The 19,595-nt window shown below is 68.6% G+C and carries 18 protein-coding genes and 1 tRNA gene; 12 read left to right on the top strand and 7 right to left on the bottom strand.

Annotated features, from left to right (window positions below):
• Window positions 1-148: 148 nt before the first annotated feature.
• The 4 genes from Q344_RS0116985 (at window position 149) to Q344_RS0116970 (ending at window position 5,330) form a co-directional block, all read left to right on the top strand.
• Window positions 149-1,909 (top strand): mechanosensitive ion channel family protein, encoded by a 1,761-nt coding sequence (locus Q344_RS0116985; RefSeq protein WP_084178452.1) that lies wholly within the window; start codon window positions 149-151, stop codon window positions 1,907-1,909.
• A 28-nt stretch (window positions 1,910-1,937) separates the two neighbouring features.
• On the top strand, window positions 1,938-3,080 hold the full coding sequence (locus Q344_RS24255; protein WP_036539429.1) for a calcium:cation antiporter: 1,143 nt from the start codon (window positions 1,938-1,940) through the stop codon (window positions 3,078-3,080).
• 149 nt (window positions 3,081-3,229) lie between these two features.
• Window positions 3,230-3,883, top strand: a complete 654-nt coding sequence (locus Q344_RS0116975; RefSeq protein ID WP_229669188.1) for a DUF998 domain-containing protein — start codon at window positions 3,230-3,232, stop codon at window positions 3,881-3,883.
• A 196-nt stretch (window positions 3,884-4,079) separates the two neighbouring features.
• Window positions 4,080-5,330: a GAF domain-containing sensor histidine kinase gene (locus Q344_RS0116970; RefSeq protein WP_028287813.1), complete on the top strand. Its 1,251-nt coding sequence runs from the start codon at window positions 4,080-4,082 to the stop codon at window positions 5,328-5,330.
• 57 nt (window positions 5,331-5,387) lie between these two features.
• Here the strand turns inward: Q344_RS0116970 and Q344_RS0116965 are convergent.
• The 4 genes from Q344_RS0116965 to Q344_RS0116950 form a co-directional block, all read right to left on the bottom strand.
• Window positions 5,388-5,464 (bottom strand) — tRNA-Arg (locus tag Q344_RS0116965).
• A gap of 152 nt (window positions 5,465-5,616) precedes the next feature.
• Window positions 5,617-7,017, bottom strand: a complete 1,401-nt coding sequence (locus Q344_RS0116960) for an ATP-binding protein (protein ID WP_036539426.1) — start codon at window positions 7,015-7,017, stop codon at window positions 5,617-5,619.
• A gap of 23 nt (window positions 7,018-7,040) precedes the next feature.
• Window positions 7,041-8,450: a dihydrolipoyl dehydrogenase family protein gene (locus tag Q344_RS0116955; protein WP_036539421.1), complete on the bottom strand. Its 1,410-nt coding sequence runs from the start codon at window positions 8,448-8,450 to the stop codon at window positions 7,041-7,043.
• Window positions 8,450-9,178 carry a TVP38/TMEM64 family protein gene (locus Q344_RS0116950; RefSeq protein ID WP_028287810.1) on the bottom strand — a complete coding sequence of 243 codons (729 nt, stop codon included), beginning with the start codon at window positions 9,176-9,178 and terminating at the stop codon, window positions 8,450-8,452. Before Q344_RS0116950 ends, Q344_RS0116955 begins: the two co-directional genes overlap by 1 nt.
• Window positions 9,179-9,488: 310 nt before the next feature.
• Between Q344_RS0116950 and rpmH the strand changes: the two genes are divergently transcribed.
• Genes rpmH through yidD form a run of 3 tightly spaced genes read left to right on the top strand, consistent with a single transcriptional unit; the run spans window position 9,489 to window position 10,293 of the window.
• Window positions 9,489-9,623: a 50S ribosomal protein L34 gene (gene rpmH, locus Q344_RS0116945; protein ID WP_028287809.1), complete on the top strand. Its 135-nt coding sequence runs from the start codon at window positions 9,489-9,491 to the stop codon at window positions 9,621-9,623.
• Between the two features lie 23 nt (window positions 9,624-9,646).
• Window positions 9,647-10,075: a ribonuclease P protein component gene (gene rnpA, locus Q344_RS0116940; protein ID WP_028287808.1), complete on the top strand. Its 429-nt coding sequence runs from the start codon at window positions 9,647-9,649 to the stop codon at window positions 10,073-10,075.
• Entirely contained in the window at window positions 10,072-10,293 is a 222-nt protein-coding gene (gene yidD / locus Q344_RS0116935) for a membrane protein insertion efficiency factor YidD (protein WP_028287807.1), read from the top strand. The genes rnpA and yidD overlap by 4 nt, the downstream gene beginning before the upstream one ends.
• Here yidD and Q344_RS0116930 read toward each other — a convergent pair.
• Complete coding sequence (locus tag Q344_RS0116930) at window positions 10,290-10,793, bottom strand: superoxide dismutase family protein (RefSeq protein WP_028287806.1); 504 nt, start codon at window positions 10,791-10,793, stop codon at window positions 10,290-10,292. The two genes, yidD and Q344_RS0116930, sit on opposite strands and share 4 nt — an antisense overlap.
• A gap of 83 nt (window positions 10,794-10,876) precedes the next feature.
• Window positions 10,877-12,592 carry a pentapeptide repeat-containing protein gene (locus Q344_RS0116925; protein WP_028287805.1) on the bottom strand — a complete coding sequence of 572 codons (1,716 nt, stop codon included), beginning with the start codon at window positions 12,590-12,592 and terminating at the stop codon, window positions 10,877-10,879.
• 119 nt (window positions 12,593-12,711) lie between these two features.
• Here Q344_RS0116925 and ttcA point away from each other — a divergent pair, with 119 nt between their 5' ends.
• The 5 genes from ttcA (at window position 12,712) to yihA (ending at window position 18,978) form a co-directional block, all read left to right on the top strand.
• A complete protein-coding gene (ttcA, locus tag Q344_RS0116920; protein ID WP_028287804.1) occupies window positions 12,712-13,581 on the top strand; it encodes a tRNA 2-thiocytidine(32) synthetase TtcA in 870 nt (289 codons plus the stop codon).
• A 55-nt stretch (window positions 13,582-13,636) separates the two neighbouring features.
• Window positions 13,637-15,184 (top strand): putative bifunctional diguanylate cyclase/phosphodiesterase, encoded by a 1,548-nt coding sequence (locus tag Q344_RS0116915; RefSeq protein WP_028287803.1) that lies wholly within the window; start codon window positions 13,637-13,639, stop codon window positions 15,182-15,184.
• 571 nt (window positions 15,185-15,755) lie between these two features.
• Entirely contained in the window at window positions 15,756-17,582 is a 1,827-nt protein-coding gene (yidC, locus tag Q344_RS0116910) for a membrane protein insertase YidC (RefSeq protein ID WP_028287802.1), read from the top strand.
• Window positions 17,579-18,328, top strand: a complete 750-nt coding sequence (locus Q344_RS0116905; RefSeq protein ID WP_028287801.1) for an MOSC domain-containing protein — start codon at window positions 17,579-17,581, stop codon at window positions 18,326-18,328. Before yidC ends, Q344_RS0116905 begins: the two co-directional genes overlap by 4 nt.
• Complete coding sequence (gene yihA, locus Q344_RS0116900) at window positions 18,325-18,978, top strand: ribosome biogenesis GTP-binding protein YihA/YsxC (protein WP_028287800.1); 654 nt, start codon at window positions 18,325-18,327, stop codon at window positions 18,976-18,978. The genes Q344_RS0116905 and yihA overlap by 4 nt, the downstream gene beginning before the upstream one ends.
• Before the next feature lie 4 nt (window positions 18,979-18,982).
• On the opposite strand, the gene Q344_RS24250 is transcribed toward yihA, so the two are convergent.
• Window positions 18,983-19,501: an outer membrane protein gene (locus Q344_RS24250; RefSeq protein WP_169739204.1), complete on the bottom strand. Its 519-nt coding sequence runs from the start codon at window positions 19,499-19,501 to the stop codon at window positions 18,983-18,985.
• Between the last annotated feature and the right edge of the window lie 94 nt (window positions 19,502-19,595).

Raw genomic sequence — 19,595 nt, 5'->3', positions numbered from 1 at the left:
CGCCGCGGAAGACGTCCGGCGGACGGCTCAATGATCCGATCAGTTGCCGAATCGACGCGCTCTGGCGCTTTCCCGATCGGGCGTGGTGGATTCCCATTCGCGACCTCTTAGACTTCTCTGGCCCCGAATTTGTCAGAAAGCCTTTCGAATGGATGTACTCACGGCGGCCAATCGCCTTTCACGGTCGTTCGCCCCTTGGCGTATCCTGGCACTCGCCCTCGCGATGACCTTCTGGTCGAGCGCCGGTCCTGCGACCGCGCAGACGGCAGACACGACGGTCGCGGCCGAGGCCGGGCCCGTCGCCGCCTCCGACCGCTCTCCCCTTGCGCCCCTGCCCCTGAGCAGCCCGCGTGCGACGTTCGAGAGCTTCCAGACATTGTCGCAGGAGGCCGTCGACACCATCCTCGAGGCGATCGACGTCGCATCGAACAACACCGCCTTTTTCGACACGGCGGAGGTCCGGGCGCTGAAGGCGGAAGGCGTGGAGGAGCTGATGAAAGCGGCCCAGACGCTCGACCTCTCGGCGGTCGCGCCGGAAAGCCGGGAAACGGTGGGCGTTGATTCGGTCCTGCTGCTCAAGGAGATACTGGAGCGCATCGACCTGCCCGAGATCTCGGAGGTGCCCCTGTCCGTCGACGCGGCCCCGGGAAGCGACAGGCCGATCTGGACCATACCGGAGACCGAGATCCGCATGGTCGGCACGCCCGATGCCAACGGCACGCTGCGCTACAAGTTCTCGCCCGAAACGGTCCGGCGCCTGCCGGAATTCTACGCGCGCGTCCGGCATCTGCCGCAGCAGACCGGGAGCGAAGTCGACTTCTACCGCACCTTCACGCTGGGTCCCGGGCTGTCGGCCCCGATCGAGCTCTACAGCACCCTGACCCGCCTGCCGCCCTCGCTTCTGCGGGACTATGCCGGACAGGCGGCCTGGCAATGGCTGGCGTTCGGAGCCGTCACCCTCGTCATCATCGGCGGTTGCGTCATTCTTCTGGTCCGCGCCTTCGGACGTCCGGCGACCGGCTGGCATGCGCGGCGCGCGGTGTCGCTGCTGGTCGTCGTGGCGCTGCTCGGGGTCTATCGCTGGCTGAACGACGACATCATCAACATGACGGGCCGGGTGCAGACCCTGATCGAGGAAATCGTCCTGCTGCTGCAGGGCCTGACGCTGGCGGCCTTCGTGGTCCTGGTGTTCAACAGCCTGGCACGCCGGATCTGGACCGTGCCCGGCGTCAAGCGCGAGGGGCTCGACGCCAGTCTCGTGCGGCTCGCGATCCGTCTCACGGGCATCATCCTCGCCGGCTTCGTGCTGGCCACGGTCGCGACCCGGCTGGGGATGCCGCTCTACGGGGTGGTCGCCAGCCTCGGGGTCGGCGGTCTCGCCCTCGCGCTTGCCGTCCGACCGACGCTCGAGAACTTCATCGGCGGAATCATCCTCTATGCCGACCGGCCGGTCTCGGTCGGGGACATGTGCAAGTTCGGCGGCGTGCAGGGCACGGTCGAGGCGATCGGCCTGCGCTCGACGAAGATCCGCGCGGTCGACCGCACACTCGTGACCGTGCAGAATTCGGATTTCGCCGAGATGTCGATCACCAACTTCTCCCGGCGCGACGGCAACCTGCTGCAGTTCGATTTCGGCGTGCGCCCCGATGCGGACGGGTCCGAGGTCATGAAGGCCATCGCCGAGGTCGCGGCGCAGTTGCGGGACGATCCGCGCATCCAGAAGGACAGTGTCCGCGTGCAGGTCCGCGAAACCCCCGAGGCCGATCTTCAGCTCGAGGTCCGGGCCCATTCGCTGCTGGCCGACTGGTCCAGCTTCCTCGAGATGCGCCACAAGATCCTGGTCTCGGTGCTCGATACGCTGAAGCCGCACGGGATCCTCCGGCATGACGGCGAACTGGCCAACGGCTGAGCCGATCCCACCCGCAGAGGAGACCGCCTTGTCCGCGACGCAATCCCCGCCCGCCTCCGCCGAGGCCGCCCGCAGCCCCTGGGCCCGGGAGTGGTTCCTCGCCATCACCCTCGCGGCGGTCGCGCTCTTCGCCCTCTTCGGCGAGACCATCCAGTCCGCGGTGCATGGCCCGCTCGGCCTCGCCGCGCTTCTCGGCGGTCTCTTCGTCGTGGTCATGGGCACGGCCATGGGCGTGGTGCGCCACGCCGAGGAGATCGCGGAACGGCTGGGCGAGCCCTACGGCACGCTCGTCCTGACGCTCTCGATCACGGGGATCGAGGTCTGCAGCATCACCGCCGTCATGATGCATGGCGAGAACAACCCCGACCTCGTGCGCGACACGCTCTTCTCGGTCATCATGATCGTGCTCGGCGGGATGATCGGCACCGCGCTGCTTGTCGGCGCGCTCCGCTACCGCGAGCAGGATTACAACCTGCAGGGCGCGAATGCCTACCTCGGGGTCATCGTGCCGCTGGCCGTCTTCACGCTGGTCCTGCCGGACGTCACCAGCACGACCGAGGGGCCGACCCTGTCGACGATGCAGAAGGTCATGGTGGGATCCATGTCCGCGGGCCTCTTCCTCGTGTTCCTCGCGATCCAGACAGGCCGCCACCGGGCATATTTCTCAACCCCCGACGAGGGCGAAGACAGCGACGCCGATCACGGGTCCGGAGACGGCACCTCGCTGCTCCGCCACGTCGTGATGCTGCTGGTCTATATCGTGCCGGTCGTCTACCTCGTCGAACAGCTTGCGCAACCGCTCGATTACGTGATCGAGACCATGGACGCGCCGCAGGTTCTGGGCGGCGTGCTGATGGCGATCCTCGTCGCCTCGCCCGAGGCGGTCGGCGGCGTCCGGTCGGCCCTCGCCAATCGCCTTCAGCGCTCGGTCAACATCTTCCTCGGCTCGGTGCTGGCGACCATCGGCCTCTCCGTGCCGGTCATGCTGGTCGTGGCGAGCTTCCTCGGGCTGGATCTCAACCTCGGGCTTCCGCCGACCCAGCTGGTCCTGCTGATCCTGATGCTCGCGGTGAGCATCATCACCTTCTCGAGCGGCCGGACGAACCTTCTGCAGGGGGCGGTGCACCTGCTCATCTTCGTCGCCTTCGTGCTGCTTCTGTTCCAGTCCTGAAAGGACCGGCCGGGCCGGCCCCAGAGCGGCCATCCCGTGACGGGGTGCACCGCCGCGGGGGCCAGCCCGGCGGCCGCCGCATTGCCTCGGGCACGCAACGGGCCAGTTTCCTACATGCCGCGCCCATGAAAATCCGAGCAGGAGCCCCAATGCCGACAGCCGACACCTCCCGACAGATGCCCGCCAGGATCGCCGAGCAACCGAACCTGATCCGTTTCCTCGTCCTCCTGGCCGTCTTCGGCTGCACGGCCCTCGCGGTCTCGATCCTGATCGCGGATTTCGTCGTACCGGACCACGACTGGATCGCAGACACGATCAGCGATCTGGGCGCCGGGCGCTACGAGTTCATCGTCGACATGGGGCTCTACGCCTTTTCCGCAGGTCTCATCGGGCTGGCCGTGCTGGCCGCTCACGTTCATCTCGGCGCCTGGGACTGGAGCGTGGGCATCATCACCCTCGTCATCTTCGGCCTGCTGGTCTTCCTGATCGGTGCCCGCAACGAATACGGCGACAACGACAGCGATGGCTGGGTGATCCACGTCTACCTGGTCTATGCCCTGGGCGTCGCCATGGCCGTCGCCTGCTTTGCCATGGCGCGCGGCGCCGCAAGGGCCAGCCCGCGCTACCGCAGGATCCTGATCGGCACCGGCCTTGTCTGGGTGGTCTCCGCGCCGGTCTTCTTCTTCCTGCCCACGGACGTCGACGGCATCTACGAGCGCTACCTCGGCGTGGTCTCCTTCGTCATGATCCTGACGCTCGCGCACCTCTTTCACGCGCGCCTCGGGCAAGGCAAGGCGGGGTGATGCCTCAAGGCCACGGCTTTGCGCAAAGGCGCCCGGCTGCAGATCGCAGACGGAATAGCGGGTGGACCTCTGCGGCTGACGGGCCAACATATTCAAGGAACCGGACGCCATATCGCCATCGCCGTTCGAGCCTTCGGAGGCGCAATCCGAAGCGCGGACATCCGAGCGTGAGCCACCTTTTCAGCGGAGCGCATACATGAGGCCGTACCCCCGCCCGATCAACGAACTTCAACGACAGCGGAAGCTGAGGGCGGTTGTCGCACGGGATTTCAACGAAAACCCGCTCCTGAACGAAGTCGTGGCGACTGTCCGGAAACTGATGGACTGCCCAACGTGCATCATAAGCCTGGTCGACCAGGACGAGCAGTGGTTCAAGGCCAGGGACGGGTTCTCGCTGGAACGCACCTCGCGGGATTACTCCCTGTGCTCGCACACGATCATGAAGGACGAGGTTCTCGTGATCCCCGATACGCTGTCGGATCCGAGATACTGCAATCATCCGGTGGTGGTGAACGATCCGCATATCCGCTTCTACATCGGCGCCCCGATTACCGTCGGCGGCTTCAGGGTCGGAAGCCTGTGCGCGATCGACTACGAATCGCGCCCTGCGCCCTCCGGCGAAAAACTCGACATCCTGCAGAGCCTGGCCCGCCTGGTGTCCGAGACCATCGAAAGCAATGCGGCTGCCGAGGGGCCGGGCGATGAGACCCACAGCTCGATCGCCGGGGATGCCCGCCGCGAGCTTCTGGCGCTGGTCAGCCACGAGCTGAAGACCCCGCTCACGGTGATACTGGGCAATGCCAGCGTCCTGGAGCACTTCCTCGAGGATCAGGCCAAGCGGAAGATGGTCGCCGCGATCATCCGGTCGGGCAACCACCTCAACCATCTGATTACCCAGATGATCCAGTTCACCGACATCGACGCCGGAGAGATCCTGCTCAACGAGGGGCCCTGGTCGCTTTCCGAGATCACCCGGGACGCGATGTCCTCGATCGAGCCGATCGCCAGCCCGCGGGGCAAGACCGTCGCGTTCAGCACGGATCAGCGTCCCGATACCCTGAGCGTCGACAAGGAGCAGATGCACATCGCGGTGAGCTGCATCCTCATGAACACGCTGATTTCCGGCGGCGACAGCATCTCGGTCCACCTCCGGAGCGATGCGGAAAGCGTCTCGATCCTCGTCTCCGACAACGGCGCCCAGCTCTCTCCGGGCGACATCCGGGATGCGCTGAGCCCGTTCGGTTTCGTGGGCGACCTCGATACCAGAGCGACCGCGGACCTCGGACTGAACCTGCCCATGGCACGAACCATCGCGGAACTGCACGGTGGCGATCTCGATGTCTCGTCCCAGGAAGGTCAGAACGTCTACGCGCTCCGCCTGCCGACATGGCGCATGGTAGGCCCGGACCAAGCGCCTCAGCGCACCGCCCGCACCGGGAAAGGCTGACGCCCGCGAGACGCGAGGCTTACGAATTCAATCGTTTAGCTGCTGGATTTTGGGAAGTGGCGCACCGGGGAGGATTCGAACCCCCGACCCCTTGATTCGTAGTCAAGTACTCTATCCAGCTGAGCTACCGGTGCGTTGGTGAGGCGTTTAGTGCCCGGCCGCGGGGAGTGCAAGGGGAAATTCCGACCTCGCCGTCCCTGACGCAGGGGCACCGCGGGTTGCCGCGCGGCGGGGCGGTCCTCCACGCGCGCAGGAGGTCAGGCGCGGCGCCGGCGCGCGCGGCGGATCACTCCGCCGCGTCCTCGAGGGCCACCATCGTCTTCGGCAGGAGGATGCGGAACCGGGTCCCCTCGTCTCCCGTGCTGTCGAGCAGGAGCTGGCCGCCGTGGCCCCGGATCAGCTCGGCCGAGATGACCAGCCCGAGACCCGAGCCGCCCTTGCTGGCGCCGCCCTGGAAGGGCGTGAAGAGGTTGGCCCTGGCCTTCGGCGGCAGGCCGGGCCCGGTGTCGGTGACCGTGATCGTCCAGTCCTCGTCATCCTCCCAGGCGGCGACCGATATCTCGCCCTCCTCGCCCGAGGCCAGGATCGCCTGCCGGGCGTTCCGCACGAGGTTGAAGAGCACGCGGTAGAGCTGTTCGGGATCGGCACGGAGCGAGAGCGTGGCCGGTATGTCCTCGGAGAAGCTCACCTCCCCGTCCCCGACGGCCAGCCGCTCGCTGTCGATGACGTCCGAGACGATGTCGAGCAGGCGCACCTGTGCCAGCTTGGGGGCCGGCTCCTCGGCCCGGCCGAAGGCCAGCGTGCTCTCGCAGAGGTTCACCGCGCGCGAGATCGAGTTCACCAGCTTCGGCGCCAGACGCTGCACCGCCGGGTCCTCGGACAGTTCGATGCGGTCGGTGAAGAGCTGCGCCGAGGTCAGGATGTTGCGCAGGTCGTGGCTGATCTTCGCCACGGCGCCGCCCAGCTGGGCCAGACGCTCCTTCTGCCGCAGCGCGGCGGTCAGCTGGGTCTCGAGCGATTGCAGCGCCTCCTCGGCCTCGCGCAGCTCGCGGATGCCGGCATTCGGCTCGATGATGCGGCGGGCATCCTCGGGGGCCTCGGCATAGAGCTGCATGCCCCGGATCACCCCCTTGATGGGTTTCACCAGCAATTGCCGGACGGCGAGGAACAGCAGCACCGCCGTCAGGACAGAGATCACGGCCGACAGCGCCAGCACGCGCAGACCGTAATCCATCATCGCGACGCGCATCGGGCCGGTCTGCATGGTGATCTCGATCAGCTGGCCCGCATCGTTCACCGGGTAGCCGATGACGCGGATCACCCGGTTCACGGGGTCGAGCAGTTCGGACAGCGCGTCGCGGATCAGGTCCCAGCTCGTCGCGCCGCGCAGGTCGTAGGTTTCGTGAATCGGCCCCGGCAGCGGCGAGGACAGCACCAGCTGCCGGGCCTCGTCGCGGCGGAGCACGACGTTGTAGACCTCGGCATTGCGCAGGAGCTCTTCCTCGAGGTCCGCGTCGATCCCCTCGTTCGCCAGCAGGGCGAGCGAGGCGATCTGCGCCCGTTCCAGCCGCGACAGCAGGTAATCCTCGCGGAAACGCGCGACGGATGGCACGAGGATCAGCACCTCGGCCAGCATGACGAATGCCATCGTCAGGATCAGGAAGCGGCCGGAAAGCGAATTCAGCATGGGGTCCGTACGCTGCGAGCCTCTCAGGGCAGCAGACGCTGGACCGTCCGCACTGCCCTCTTGACCCAAATGTTATCAAACAGTTTGGGGGAGAAATAGGTCCCCGCGGCGCGTTTTCCCAGCTCACCTAACGTAGGGTAAGGCGCGACCATGCCGGCGACGTCCTTCAGCGAGAGCCCCCTGGAGAGCGCGAGTGCCCAAAGCACGATCAGCTCGCCCGCCTCCGCGCCGACGATGCTCACCCCGACGGGTCGCCCCTTCACGGCCATGAGCTTGATCCGCCCCTCGGTGCGGCGCGAGGCGATGGCCCGGTCGTTGCCGGCATAGGATTCGGTGACGATCTCGAGCCGGTCGCCATGCGCCGCACGGGCCTCGGCCTCGGTCAGGCCGACCTGGGCGAGCTCCGGATCGGTGTAGGTGACGCGCGGGATATGGTCGTAACGCGCCTTAGCGGGCAGCCCGAAGAGGACCGAGCGGATCACCACCCCGGCCTCGTAGCCCGCGAGGTGGGTGAACTGGAGCCCGCCGGTGATGTCGCCGATGGCATACACCCTGGGATTCGTGGTGCGCAGCCGGGCATCGACCTTGATCGCCCCCCGCTCGACATTGATGCCCGCGGCCTCCAGCCCCAGGCCCTCCACGTTCGGCTTGCGGCCGAGCGCGACCAGAAGATGCGTGCCCTCGAAGCGCCGGCCGTCCTCGGCCTCGACGGTGAGGGCCCCCGCCTGCCCCGAGACGCGGGCGGCCCGGGCGCCCTCGGCGATCTCGACGCCTTCGTGGCGCAGCCGGTCGAGCACCAGCGCGGCCATCTCGGGATCGTCCTTGCCGAGGACCTGCTCGGCCTCGATCACCGTCACGCGGGATCCGAGGCGGACATGCGCCTGCGCCATCTCCATCCCGATCGGCCCGCCGCCGAGGATCAGCAGGTGGCCCGGCAGCTCCGTGCCGTCGAACAGCGTCTCGTTGGTGAGATAGGGGACCGTGTCCAGCCCCGCGATCGGCGGCACCAGAGGCGCGGCCCCGGCGGCGATGACCACGCGGCGGGCGGTGATCGCGGTCCCGTCGGCCACCACCGTGCGCGGCCCCGTGAAGCGGCCATGCGCCCGGATGACGGTCACGCCCAGCCCTTCGAACCGCGCCTGGCTGTCGTGGGGCGCAATGGTGGCGATGGCGCCCGCGACATGCTCCATCACCGCGGCGTAATCGACCTGCGGCGCGACCGGGGCGATCCCGAACCCGCCTGCCTCGCGCATGTCCTGCGCCCGGGCTGCGGCGGCCAGCAGCGCCTTGGAGGGCACGCAGCCGTAGTTCAGGCAGTCGCCCCCCATCTCGCCCTTTTCCAGCAGCACGACGCGCGCGCCCATCTGCGCCGCCCCGGCGGCGACCGAGAGCCCGGCCGAGCCCGCTCCGATCACGAGGATGTCGCAGTCCATCACAGCCCTTTTCCCCGCCTGAGCGGCTTCAGCAGAAGGGGCAGCGCCGCCAGCGCGCAGAGCCCGAGGATCGGCAGCAGGACCTGCGGCGCGAAGATGATGCCGAGGTCCGGCGTTTCGCCTGCCTCGAAGACTGCGCCCAGCCCGGCCCCCACCGACGTGTAGACCAGCGCGCCGGGCATGATCCCGAAGAAGGTCGAGATCACGTAGCGCCGCAGCGGCACCCCGACCAGCGCGGGCAGCAGGTTCGCGACGAAGAACGGCACCGCGGGAATCAGGCGGATCAGGAAGAGCATCGGCCACTGGTTCGCATCCAGCGCGTCCTTCAGCGCCCGGATGCGGCCCTCGCTTTCGTCCATGCGGGCGGCCAGCCGTTCGCCCAGGCCCCAGCGGGCGGCAAGGAAGAACAGCGTCGCGCCCGCCGTCGCCGCCACCACGTTGTAAAGGACGCCCGGCCACGTCCCGAAGAGGAAGCCGCCGGTCAGGGTCGCCACCAGCCCGCCCGGCAGCGAGAAGGTGACGATCAGGACGTAGAGCGCCATGAAGACCAGCACCGACGCGAGGTAATGGGCATCGCGGTAGTCGATCAACGTCTCGCGGTGCGTCCGCAGCGTCTCGAAGCTCAGCGTGTCGCGCAGCAGGAGCGCCCCCAGCACCGCGATGATCGCGATGGCGATCAGGGGCAGATGTCGCAGGGGGCTCTTGTCGGGCAGGGACTTGTCGCTCATCCGGGGCCTCTCAGCTGTCCTGTGCGCAAGATGCGGCAGGACGGGGGGCAGGAACAGGGCGTTCACGCGCCGTTGATGCGGGCGCCGCGCTTGTCCATCGCTCTTCCCTACGCGCCCGGGCCGGATTCGTTACCGGTGGACCCTGACGAAAAACCTGCCGGGACCGCGCTTGCGGGTTTGACTTGGACCGGGGGCGGCGGTATAGCGCGGCCTCCAACCGAATTTGCGGGCGCGGGGCGATTCCCGAATTGCACCCGCTTGACCCAGGGCCCCGACCAGACCGGGGCGAGACAGAAACGGAGACGGCGCGATGAAACGCACCTACCAACCCTCGAACCTCGTCCGCAAGCGGCGCCACGGGTTCCGTTCGCGCATGGCCACCAAGGCCGGCCGGAAGATCCTGAACGCCCGCCGCGCCCGCGGCCGGAAAGTGCTGAGCGCGTAATCCGCGCCAGCATCGGCAAGATCGTGACGCCGCCGGAGGCCCCCGCAGACGACGCCCGCGCGTCGGAGGCGGCACAGCCCCCGGCGGCTTCTCCTTGCCCGGGCCCCGCCTATCGGGTCATGCGCAACCGGCCGGAATTCCTTGCCGCCGCGCGCGCCCGGCGCTGCGGCGCGGGCTCGATGAACGTGCAGGCCCGGCGGCGCGACCCCGGCGAGGCCGAGGGGATCCGGGTGGGTTTCACCTGCTCCAAGAAGGTCGGCAATGCCGTCGCGCGCAACCGCGCCAAGCGGCGCCTGCGCGAGGCGGCGCGCGCGGTGATCCCCGAGCTGGGGCGCGATGGCTGGGATTACGTGCTGATCGGCCGCCCCGATGCGACCGCGACGCGCGACTTCGAGGCGTTGAAGGACGATCTCCGCCAGGCGCTCAGGAAACTCCACGGCGGCGGCAAATGACCCCGCTTGCCAGGGTCTTCGCCCTGCCCTTCCACGCCTATCGCGCGACTTTCTCGCCCTTCGTCGGGCACAATTGCCGCTATCACCCGACCTGCTCGGCCTATGCGCTCGAGGCGCTCGAGAAGCACGGCGCGCTGAAGGGCCTCTGGCTCACCTGCCGCCGGGTCGCGCGCTGCCACCCATGGGGCGGCAGCGGCATCGACAACGTTCCGGATTAATCGGCCGTCACGGCCCCGCAGGCCACGCGGTCGCCCGCCCCGGCCTCTGCGCCGTAGCTGTCCGCCTGGGCGTGGACCATGATGGCCGAGCCGTCGTCGTCCAGCAGCGGGGCATCCCCGCCCTCGATCGTCAGCCCGGCCGCCATGACATGGGCCTTCGCCTCGCCGGCTTCGTTGGCGTGGACGTTCGGCAGGTCGCCCGCATGGGCCTTCTCGCCGGTCTCGAACCCGTGGGCCAGCCCCGCCGGTGCGTAATGCTCGCCCGCGGCGCCGAAATCGGGCGTGCAGGCGCCGGTCTCGTGCACGTGGAACCCGTGCCAGCCGGGTTCCAGCCCGGTCAGCTCGGCCTCGATCAGCAGACCGTTGGCGGTGTCGGTGAGCGTCACGGTGCCCGCGGAATTGCCCTCCGCATCCATCATCTCGACGGTGCGCTCGGCGGCCATCGCGCCCCCTGCGGCGAAGGCGAGAAGAGCGGCGGCAGTGATTGCGTGTCTGGTCATGGAGTATCCTCCCTTTCTACAGGAGGCCAACGGACCCCGCCGCGCGATGTTCCTGATCGCGCGGCGGCGGGGCGGAGTGTCGCCTAGTCCTCGATGGCCCCGACGCGCTCGATCCGCCAGACGCGCTCGCCGCCCAGCTCGCGCGCCTGCGCCTCGCCCAGCATCGAGAAGGCCGAGACCGTGGCCATGGCATCCGCCATCTCCGCCTCGACCTGGCGGAAGCGGTCGCGCCGGAAGGTCTCCGGCGCCGCCGCCTCGGCCAGCCGGTCGAGGAAATCCTCGGCAAAGACATGGGCCCCGTCGAAATCCACCGACCGCAGCCCGCTGCCCTCGAACCCGGCCGAGACGATCACGGCGCCCCGGAACGTGGCCCCCGACAGGTCGGAGCCCGCGAAATCCGTTGCGACCAGCGTCGCCCCGTCGAACCGGGTGGCGCTGCCGTGGACCGCGCTCAGGTCCACCTCGCGCAACAGCGAGCCCGAGAAATCCGCCCCGTTCACCGCCGTCATGAAGACCGCCGGGTCATCGGCCTGGAATGGCGCGCGCAGCTGGCGATACGGCAGGCCGCGGAAGGCCACCCGCTCCAGCCGGGCCTTGCGGAAGCGCGCGTTTTCCAGCTGGGCGCCGGCGAAATCGGTGTCCAGCACCCGGGCGCGGTCGAAGCTGGCATAGGACAGCTGCGCGCCCTGCAGCGTCAGCCCGGTCAGGTCGGTGTCCTCGGCATGGGCGAAGGACAGATCGAGGCCGAAGTGATTGAGGAACTCGTAATTCTCGATCCCGGACGAAATCAGCACCTGCAGCAGCTGCGCCCGCTCCGGCGAGGCGGCACGGTCGATGAGCCGGCTCACCTCGGGCGGATCGGTCCAGCCCCAGGTCTTCTTCATCCGCTCGTAGGAGGCCGGCAGGTCCGCCCGCCGCGTCTCCATCGCCACCCGCAGCTTGTCGTCATCGTCATGCGCGCGCAGCGGCGCGTCGAGGAACCGGTAGGGCTTGGCCGCCCGCGAGGCCGAGGTGATGCGCATGATCAGCGGCTTGCCAAGGTCGAGCCACGGGTTCACCACCGGCCGGAACGACCCCACGCCGCCCTTCACCGGCTGCCCCGAGGCGCTGGCCATGCTCTTCTCGCGCTCGTCGGCGCGGGTCATCGCACCGCCCAGCAATTGCGCGATGGCGGTGATCTCGACGGCGATCTGGGCGTTGCGTTCGGCCTCGGCCAGCTGCACGTCCTGGATCAGCAGCTCGTTCTGCAGCTCGATCTTGGCGTTCTGCTCCTCGAGCAGCCGGGTCTCGTGCTCGATCAGCTCGTTCTGCTTGAACAGCAGCGCCGTGCCCGCCAGCGCCGCCATGGCCGCGATCAGCCCGGTCAGCGCGCCGATGATCCATTTCCGGGTCGAGGCCCAGGCGTAGCGGGCCATCGCGATCTGGATCAGCATCCGCGACGCCGCGCTCACCCGGTCGAGGTCGCGCTGGATCGCGCCCGAGGCAACCTCGTCCAGCGGCTTGGCGAACAGCTCGAGCTGCGTGCCGGCGACGCCGAAGACCCGCCGCGTGATCGGCCCCTTCAGGATGTAGAGCAGCGCGCCGAGGAAGGTGATGAAGAAGATCACCGTCAGGAAGACCGTCAGCAGCAGGCTCGCGCTTTCCTCGAGCACCGCATAGCCCGAGAAGGCCATCAGGACGCCCGCGGCCAAGCCGAAGACGAAGACGAGAACGGTCATCAGCCCGCCCGCGCGCCGCTCCCTCCCCAGGTCGAGAAGGGTCGGGCCGGGGCGCTCTTCGCCCTCACTGGTCTCGGACACGCGCACCTCCGCGGCTGGATCGGATCGGCGGAAAGGTGCCAAGAGGAACCCCGCGGCGCAAGTCCCAAGGCGCCCTCTTCCCCCTTCCCTGCGCGCCCCCGTTCTGGCATGAGGCGGACATGCTCGACGACAGTGACGATATCCATCCCCTCTTCGCAGGCGCACCGGATTCGGTGAGCTTCCGCAAGCTGCGCAAGCGAATCGTGCGCCAGACGCGCGAGGCGATCGAGGATTTCGGCATGATCGAGCGCGGCGCCCGCTGGCTGGTCTGCCTCTCGGGCGGCAAGGACAGCTACACGCTGCTCGCCGTCCTGCACGAGCTGCAGTGGCGCGGGCTGCTGCCGGTCGACATCCTCGCCTGCAACCTCGACCAGGGCCAGCCGGGGTTCCCCGCGACCGTCCTGCCGGAGTTCCTGAAGGCGAAGGGCGTGCCGCACCGGATCGAATACCAGGACACCTATTCCATCGTCGTCGACAAGGTCCCCGCGGGCCGCACCTACTGCGCGCTCTGCTCGCGCCTGCGCCGCGGCAACCTCTACCGCATCGCGCGGGAGGAGGGCTGCTCGGCCGTGGTCCTCGGCCATCACCGCGACGACATCCTCGAGACCTTCTTCATGAACCTCTTCCACGGCGCGCGCCTTGCGACGATGCCGCCGAAGCTGGTGAACGAGGAGGGCGATCTCTTCGTCTACCGCCCCCTCGCCTACGTGGCCGAGGAGGATTGCGAGAAGTTCGCCCGCGACATGAGCTACCCGATCATCCCCTGCGACCTCTGCGGCTCGCAGGACGGGCTCCAGCGCCAGCAGGTGAAGGGCATCCTCGACCAGTGGGAGAAGAACGCCCCCGGCCGCCGCCAGAAGATGTTCCGGGCGCTGATGAACACGCGGCCGTCGCATCTGCTGGACCCCAACCTCTTCGACTTCGCCGGGCTGACCCGTGATCCGGACAAGTCAAAGGAGAAGGCCGACGGGATTCCGCAGCTGCGTTAAGGCGGTATTGACCTTCGGCGCCTAGCCTGACCGGGCAACGTACCGGGGGCGCCGCATGGCCCGACCATCCACACGCCGTTTGTCAGGGATGCGCCTGATCCTGCGCCAGACCCTGTCCGGCCCGCAGGCCCTGGCCTTCCTGCCCGCCGTGGCGCTGGCGGCCTTCTGGCTAGGCGGCGAGGGCTGGCTGCTGCTCGCCGCGCTCTTCGTTCCGGCCGTCTACGCCGTCGCGGGCAGCTTCTCGGACCCGGGGGCCGTTGCGGACGGGCCGCGCGACAGCACCACCGGCCTGCCCCTGCGCGAAGCCCTCGTCAGCGCGCTCGACGACAGGATGGACATGGCGCGGGTCCGCGGACGGGCCACGGCCTGCTTCCTCGTGACTCTCGACGATTTCGACCAGATCGCGGACAGATACGGATTCTCCGCCGCGGAAGACGTCCTCGCCCGGACCGCCGAACGGCTGTGCAGCGCGGTGCGCGGCGGGGACATCGTCTGCCGCACGGGAACCGAAAGCTTCGGGATCGCGCTCGGCAGCACCGCGCATCTGGACCTCGAGATCGCGATCCAGATCGCCGCGCGCCTGCAATCGGCGGTGGAGGAACCCGTCGCCTTGGGCGCGAGCGTCGCCTATGTCTCCTGTTCGATCGGCTTCTGCCTCGGGGCGCGGGCTCCGGACACCACCGGCCAGGCGCTGCTCGCCGCGGCGGAACAGGCGCTGGCAGAGGCGCAGCGCAACGCGCCCTCCGCGATCCGGGCCTATTCACCCGACATGTCCCGGCCCGTGCCGGCCCGCGCGATCGGTCTCGATGACCTGGCCGCGGCGCTTGAGGCGGGCCAGATCGTCCCGTTCTTCCAGCCCCAGGTCTCCACCGATACCGGCCGCGTCACGGGGTTCGAGGCGCTGGCGCGCTGGTGCCATCCGGAGCGCGGGGTGGTGCTGCCGGGCCAGTTCATGCCGCTGCTCGAATCCCACGGCCAGATGGGCCGCCTGGGCGAGGTGATCCTGACCCACGCGCTCCGCGCCCTGCACGGCTGGGACGCGGCGGGGTTGGACGTGGGCAGCGTGGGCGTGAATTTCTCGCCGGCCGAACTGCGCGATCCGAAGCTGATCGACAAGGTGCGCTGGCAGCTCGACCGGTTCGACCTCGCGCCCGAACGGCTGACGGTCGAGGTGCTGGAAACCGTCATCGCCGCCACTCCCGACGACGGGGTGGTGCGCAACGTCAACGGGCTCGCCGCCCTCGGGTGCCGCGTGGACCTGGACGATTTCGGCACCGGGCACGCCTCGATCTCCGCCACCCGCCGGTTCGCCGTCTCGCGGCTGAAGATCGACCGCAGCTTCGTGATGAAGGTGGACCGCGACCCGGAGCAGCAGAAGATGGTCTCGGCGATCCTGACGCTGGCCGAACAGCTCGGGCTCGAAACGCTGGGCGAAGGGGCCGAGACGCGCGGCGAACACGCCATGCTCGCCCAGCTCGGCTGCGGCCATGTGCAGGGGTTCTGCATCGCCCGACCGATGCCGGTGGAACAGACGGTGGACTGGATCCGGATGTACGAGGCAGGCCTTTCGACCGCCACCCCGATCGGACGCCGCGCGGGCTGAGACTGCGACGCATGTCACCCTGATCGGAGGGACGGGATGAGCGTTCCCCCTGCGCCGCCTCTCTCCGATCCGACGCGCGCGCCGAGGCCGCCACTCGCGCCTCGCTCCGACGAACCGACGGGCCCGCGCTGAGCCCGCGCGTCGAGGCGCGCCCCTCCGATCCGAGGCGCGTGCTGTCCCCCGCCCCTCTTGCCGCGCTCCCACAATCCGAGGCGCGTGCTGACCCCCACCTCTCTTGCCGCGCTCCCACGATCCGACGCGCGCGCTGTCCCTCGCCTCTCTTGCCGCGCTCCCACGATCCGACGCGTGCTGCCCCGCCCGCCGAGCGGGAGCCCCGCCCCCCCCGGGCTGAACCGGATCACGGGGGCGCGGCACACGGGCGCGCCCGCGCCCGGCCCCGGCGCGACCGCCGCCGGAGCCCCGGAATCGCCCGCCGCCCCCGTGCAGCAAGGCCCGAAACGCGCCGTCACGCTTGCGTGCGAGCCGGCCTGCGGCGGAGAATGCCCTTGACCTTTGTCCCCCCGATCTGTTGAACCGCGGCTTGACTCTTAGGCGACGGGTATTCCTCCACATGGACGATCAGAACAAGAACCTCCTCCTGGCGACGCTGCTCAGCTTCGTGGTCATCGTGATCTGGTTCGTGCTCTTCCCGCCCCCGGAAAAACCGGTGGACCCGAACGCCCCGGTCGAGACCTCGAGCACCGAAACCGGGACGGAGGGCGCGGGCATGCTGCCCACCACCTCGGCCGACACCCAGGGCAGCGCCACGACCGCCGAGGGCTCCGAGGCCGCCGAGACCCAGGCCCCGCGCGTCGCCATCGACACGCCCCGCGTCACCGGCTCGATCTCGCTCCGCGGCGGCCGCTTCGACGACCTGCGGCTGAAGGATTACATGACCACCATCGACCCGGATTCCGAGATGGTGACCGTCCTCAGCCCCGTCGGCAGCGAAAACCCCTATTACGCGCTCTACGGCTGGGCGGCCAGCGGCGGGCTTGCCGCCGATGCCGTGCCCGGCGCCGACACGCTCTGGACCGCCCCCGAGGGCGCGACGCTGACGTCCGAGACGCCCGTCACCCTCGAATGGGACAACGGCAACGGCCTGACCTTCCGCCGCGAGATCTCGGTCGACCAGGATTACATGTTCACCGTCCGCCAGAGCGTCGAGAACGCCGGCGACACGCCCGTCACGCTGCGCCCCTACGGCCTGCTGCGCCGCCACGGGACGCCCACCAACCTGAAGAAGTTCTTCGTCCTGCACGAGGGCATGATCCGCATGTCCGACGGCACGCTGCAGGAAGAGGATTACGGCGATCTCGAGGACCTCGACGCCGACGACCGCGAGGGCAGCATGCCCGCGGACCGGGTCGAGGTGAGCGAATCCGGCTGGATCGGCTTCACCGATCACTACTGGATGTCGACGCTGATTCCCGACGGCGCCTTCCGCTCGACCGCGAAATACTTCCCGAACCCCGACATCTTCCAGACCGAAGCCGTCCTGCCCGCGCAGGAGGTGGCCCCCGGCCAGACCGTGACCGTCTCCACCCGGCTCTTCTCGGGCGCGAAGGAAGCCGAGACGATCAAGCACTACGAGGACGAGGAAGGCGTCGACCGTTTCATCGACGCGATCGACTGGGGCTGGTTCTTCTACCTCACCAAGCCGATCTTCTGGGTGCTGCACTGGCTGCACAGCTTCATCGGCAACATGGGCTGGTCGATCATCGCCCTGACCTTCCTGCTCAAGCTCCTCGTCTTCCCGCTGGCCTACAAGTCCTACGCCTCGATGGCGCGGATGAAGGAGCTTCAGCCCGAGATGGAGAAGCTGAAGGAACGCGCCGGCGACGACCGCCAGCGGCTCCAGAAGGAGATGATGGAGCTCTATCGCAAGGAGAAGGTGAACCCGGCCTCCGGCTGTCTGCCGATCCTGATCCAGATCCCGATCTTCTTCTCGCTCTACAAGGTGATCTTCGTCACGATCGAGCTGCGCCACGCGCCCTGGATCGGCTGGATCCGCGACCTCTCGGCGCCTGACCCGTCCTCGATCCTGAACCTCTTCGGCCTGCTGCCCTACGCGCCGCCGGACCCGACCTCGTTCCTGGCGATCCTCAGCCTCGGCGTGCTCCCGATCCTGCTGGGCATCTCGATGTGGCTGCAGCAGAAGCTGAACCCGGCACCCACCGACGCGACGCAGGCGATGATCTTCGCCTGGATGCCCTGGGTGTTCATGTTCATGCTCGGCAGCTTTGCCAGCGGCCTGGTGCTCTACTGGATCACCAACAACACCATCACCTTCGTGCAGCAATACGCCATCATGCGCGGCCACGGGTACAAGCCGGACGTCTTCGGCAACATCCGCCGGAGCTTCAGCCGCAAGAAGGTCGCGGAGGGCAAGAAATAGCAACGCTCGCCCATATCTTCCGCCACCCGGTGAAATCGATCGGCTACGAGCCGCTCGACCGGGTGGCCGTCGCGCCCGGCGCCGCGCTCCCCTGGGACCGGCACTGGGCCGTCGCGCATGAGAACGCGAAATTCGATGGCAATCCCGAGGCATGGCAGCGCAAGCTGAACTTCCTGCGCGGGGTCACCCAGCCCGACCTGATGGCGATCCGCTCCGATCTTGACGAGGCGACGGGGCGCCTGACCCTCTCGCATCCCCGGGCCGAGACGATCACGCTCGACCCCATGACCGAGAGCGCGCGCCTGCTGGACTGGCTCGCGCCGCTCTGGGGTGCCGACCTGCCGGCGCCGCGCAACGTGGTGCATGTGCCGGGCCAGGCGATGACCGACTGGCCCGATCCGTTCATCTCGATCCTCGGCACCGGATCGCTCGACGCGCTGTCGGACCAGGCCGGGGCGCCGCTCTCTCCGCACCGGTTCCGCGGCAACCTCTGGGTCGAGGGCTGGGCGCCGTTCGAGGAATTCGATCTGATCGGCCGGACCCTCCGGATCGGCGCGGCCGAGCTCGAGATCCGCGCGCGCATCACCCGCTGCAAGGCCACCTGCGCCAACCCGGAAACCGGGGAGCGCGACGTCGATACGCTGGCGCTGCTGAACGGCACCTACGGCCACCAGGATTTCGGCGTCTATGCCCTGGTCACCCGCCCGGGCGAGATCGCCGCCGGCGACACGGTCGAGATCGCATGAGCGCCCCCCTGCCCTTCCCGCTGGTCGAGGTCACGCCCGAACAGGAAGAGGCCGGCCGCCTGCTCTTCGCGGGCGAGACGGACTTCCTGAAGGGCGTGGTCGCGATGAACGGCCTGCCCCCGGACGACCGGCTCGAGGTCTGTTTCGCGGGCCGCTCCAACGTGGGCAAGTCGACCCTCATCAACGCGCTGACCGGCCGCAAGGGCCTCGCGCGGGCCTCCAACACGCCGGGCCGCACGCAGGAGATCAACTTCTTCACGCTCGCCCAGAGCCACTACCTCGTCGACCTGCCCGGCTACGGCTATGCCAACGCGCCGCTGGCGGTCGTGGAGAAATGGCAGCGGCTTCTGAAGCAGTATCTCTCGGGCCGGGCCAACCTGCGCCGGGCCTTCGTGCTGATCGACGCGCGGCACGGCATCAAGTCGGTGGACGAGGAGATCCTGAAGCTTCTCGACACCTCTGCCGTCACCTTCCAGTGCGTGCTGACCAAGGCCGACAAGGTGAAGGCCGCCGAACGCGGGAAGATCCTGGACCAGGTGCGGGCGAAGCTGGCGAAGCACCCCGCCGCCTTCCCCGAGATCATCCAGACCTCGAGTGAGAAGGGCGACGGAATCGCGACGCTCCGCGCGGTGATCGCCGGGCTCGTCTAGCGCGTCAGAACCGGAACGAGACCCGGGCCGAGACGGTCTGGACGTCGTAGCTTTCCGCGCCGTCGAAATTCGGGAAATGGTGGGTCAGGACCTCTCCACCCACGGTCCAGCGACCGATGAGACGGTATTCGACGCCCGCGCCGGCCAGGAGCCCGTATTCCGGCCCCGTGCTGCTTTCGGCCCGGACCCCGCCCGCGGTGGCGTAGAAGAGCGTCCGCCCGTAGGCCATGCCGGCCCTGAGCTTGCCGCGCGTCATCCAGTCGATCGTGCCGCCCGGCGCCCCTGCATCGGCATCCGAAACCTCGACCTCGCCCCCCAGAACCGTGTTCCCCATGGCCCGGTCGATGCCGGCATGCACACTGATGAGCCCCGAGCCGTCAGGCACACCGCGATGGAAATCGAGGTTGCCGCCGAAATAGGTGCCGGACCAGTCGGCCTCGGACAATGGATCGGCGATGGAAATGGAGGGGAGGAGCAGAAGCGCCGCGCTGCCCGAGGTCGGTAGTCTGAAGAACCGTTTCAAGCGCTCGCCCCTACTGAGAATACTGTGCCATTAACGCACGCTCTTCGCTAACGGTTCCTTAACGCAACCGGGCCCCGCGGCGGGATTTGCGCGC

This window comes from Pseudooceanicola nanhaiensis DSM 18065 (genome assembly GCF_000688295.1).
Lineage (GTDB): Bacteria > Pseudomonadota > Alphaproteobacteria > Rhodobacterales > Rhodobacteraceae > Pseudooceanicola > Pseudooceanicola nanhaiensis.
The sequence above is the reverse complement of the archived record's forward strand: the minus strand, read 5'-3'. Positions and strand labels throughout refer to the sequence as shown.

Bases quoted from the DNA above. Each gene is read 5' to 3' on its own strand.
- Q344_RS0116985 (WP_084178452.1), top strand. From the start codon at position 149: ATGGATGTACTCACGGCGGCCAATCGCCTTTCACGGTCGTTCGCCCCT.
- Q344_RS0116975 (WP_229669188.1), top strand. From the start codon at position 3,230: ATGCCGACAGCCGACACCTCCCGACAGATGCCCGCCAGGATCGCCGAG.
- Q344_RS0116970 (WP_028287813.1), top strand. From the start codon at position 4,080: ATGAGGCCGTACCCCCGCCCGATCAACGAACTTCAACGACAGCGGAAG.
- Q344_RS0116960 (WP_036539426.1), bottom strand. From the start codon at position 7,017: ATGCTGAATTCGCTTTCCGGCCGCTTCCTGATCCTGACGATGGCATTC.
- Q344_RS0116955 (WP_036539421.1), bottom strand. From the start codon at position 8,450: ATGGACTGCGACATCCTCGTGATCGGAGCGGGCTCGGCCGGGCTCTCG.
- Q344_RS0116950 (WP_028287810.1), bottom strand. From the start codon at position 9,178: ATGAGCGACAAGTCCCTGCCCGACAAGAGCCCCCTGCGACATCTGCCC.
- rpmH (WP_028287809.1), top strand. From the start codon at position 9,489: ATGAAACGCACCTACCAACCCTCGAACCTCGTCCGCAAGCGGCGCCAC.
- yidD (WP_028287807.1), top strand. From the start codon at position 10,072: ATGACCCCGCTTGCCAGGGTCTTCGCCCTGCCCTTCCACGCCTATCGC.
- Q344_RS0116930 (WP_028287806.1), bottom strand. From the start codon at position 10,793: ATGACCAGACACGCAATCACTGCCGCCGCTCTTCTCGCCTTCGCCGCA.
- ttcA (WP_028287804.1), top strand. From the start codon at position 12,712: ATGCTCGACGACAGTGACGATATCCATCCCCTCTTCGCAGGCGCACCG.
- Q344_RS0116915 (WP_028287803.1), top strand. From the start codon at position 13,637: ATGGCCCGACCATCCACACGCCGTTTGTCAGGGATGCGCCTGATCCTG.
- yidC (WP_028287802.1), top strand. From the start codon at position 15,756: ATGGACGATCAGAACAAGAACCTCCTCCTGGCGACGCTGCTCAGCTTC.
- yihA (WP_028287800.1), top strand. From the start codon at position 18,325: ATGAGCGCCCCCCTGCCCTTCCCGCTGGTCGAGGTCACGCCCGAACAG.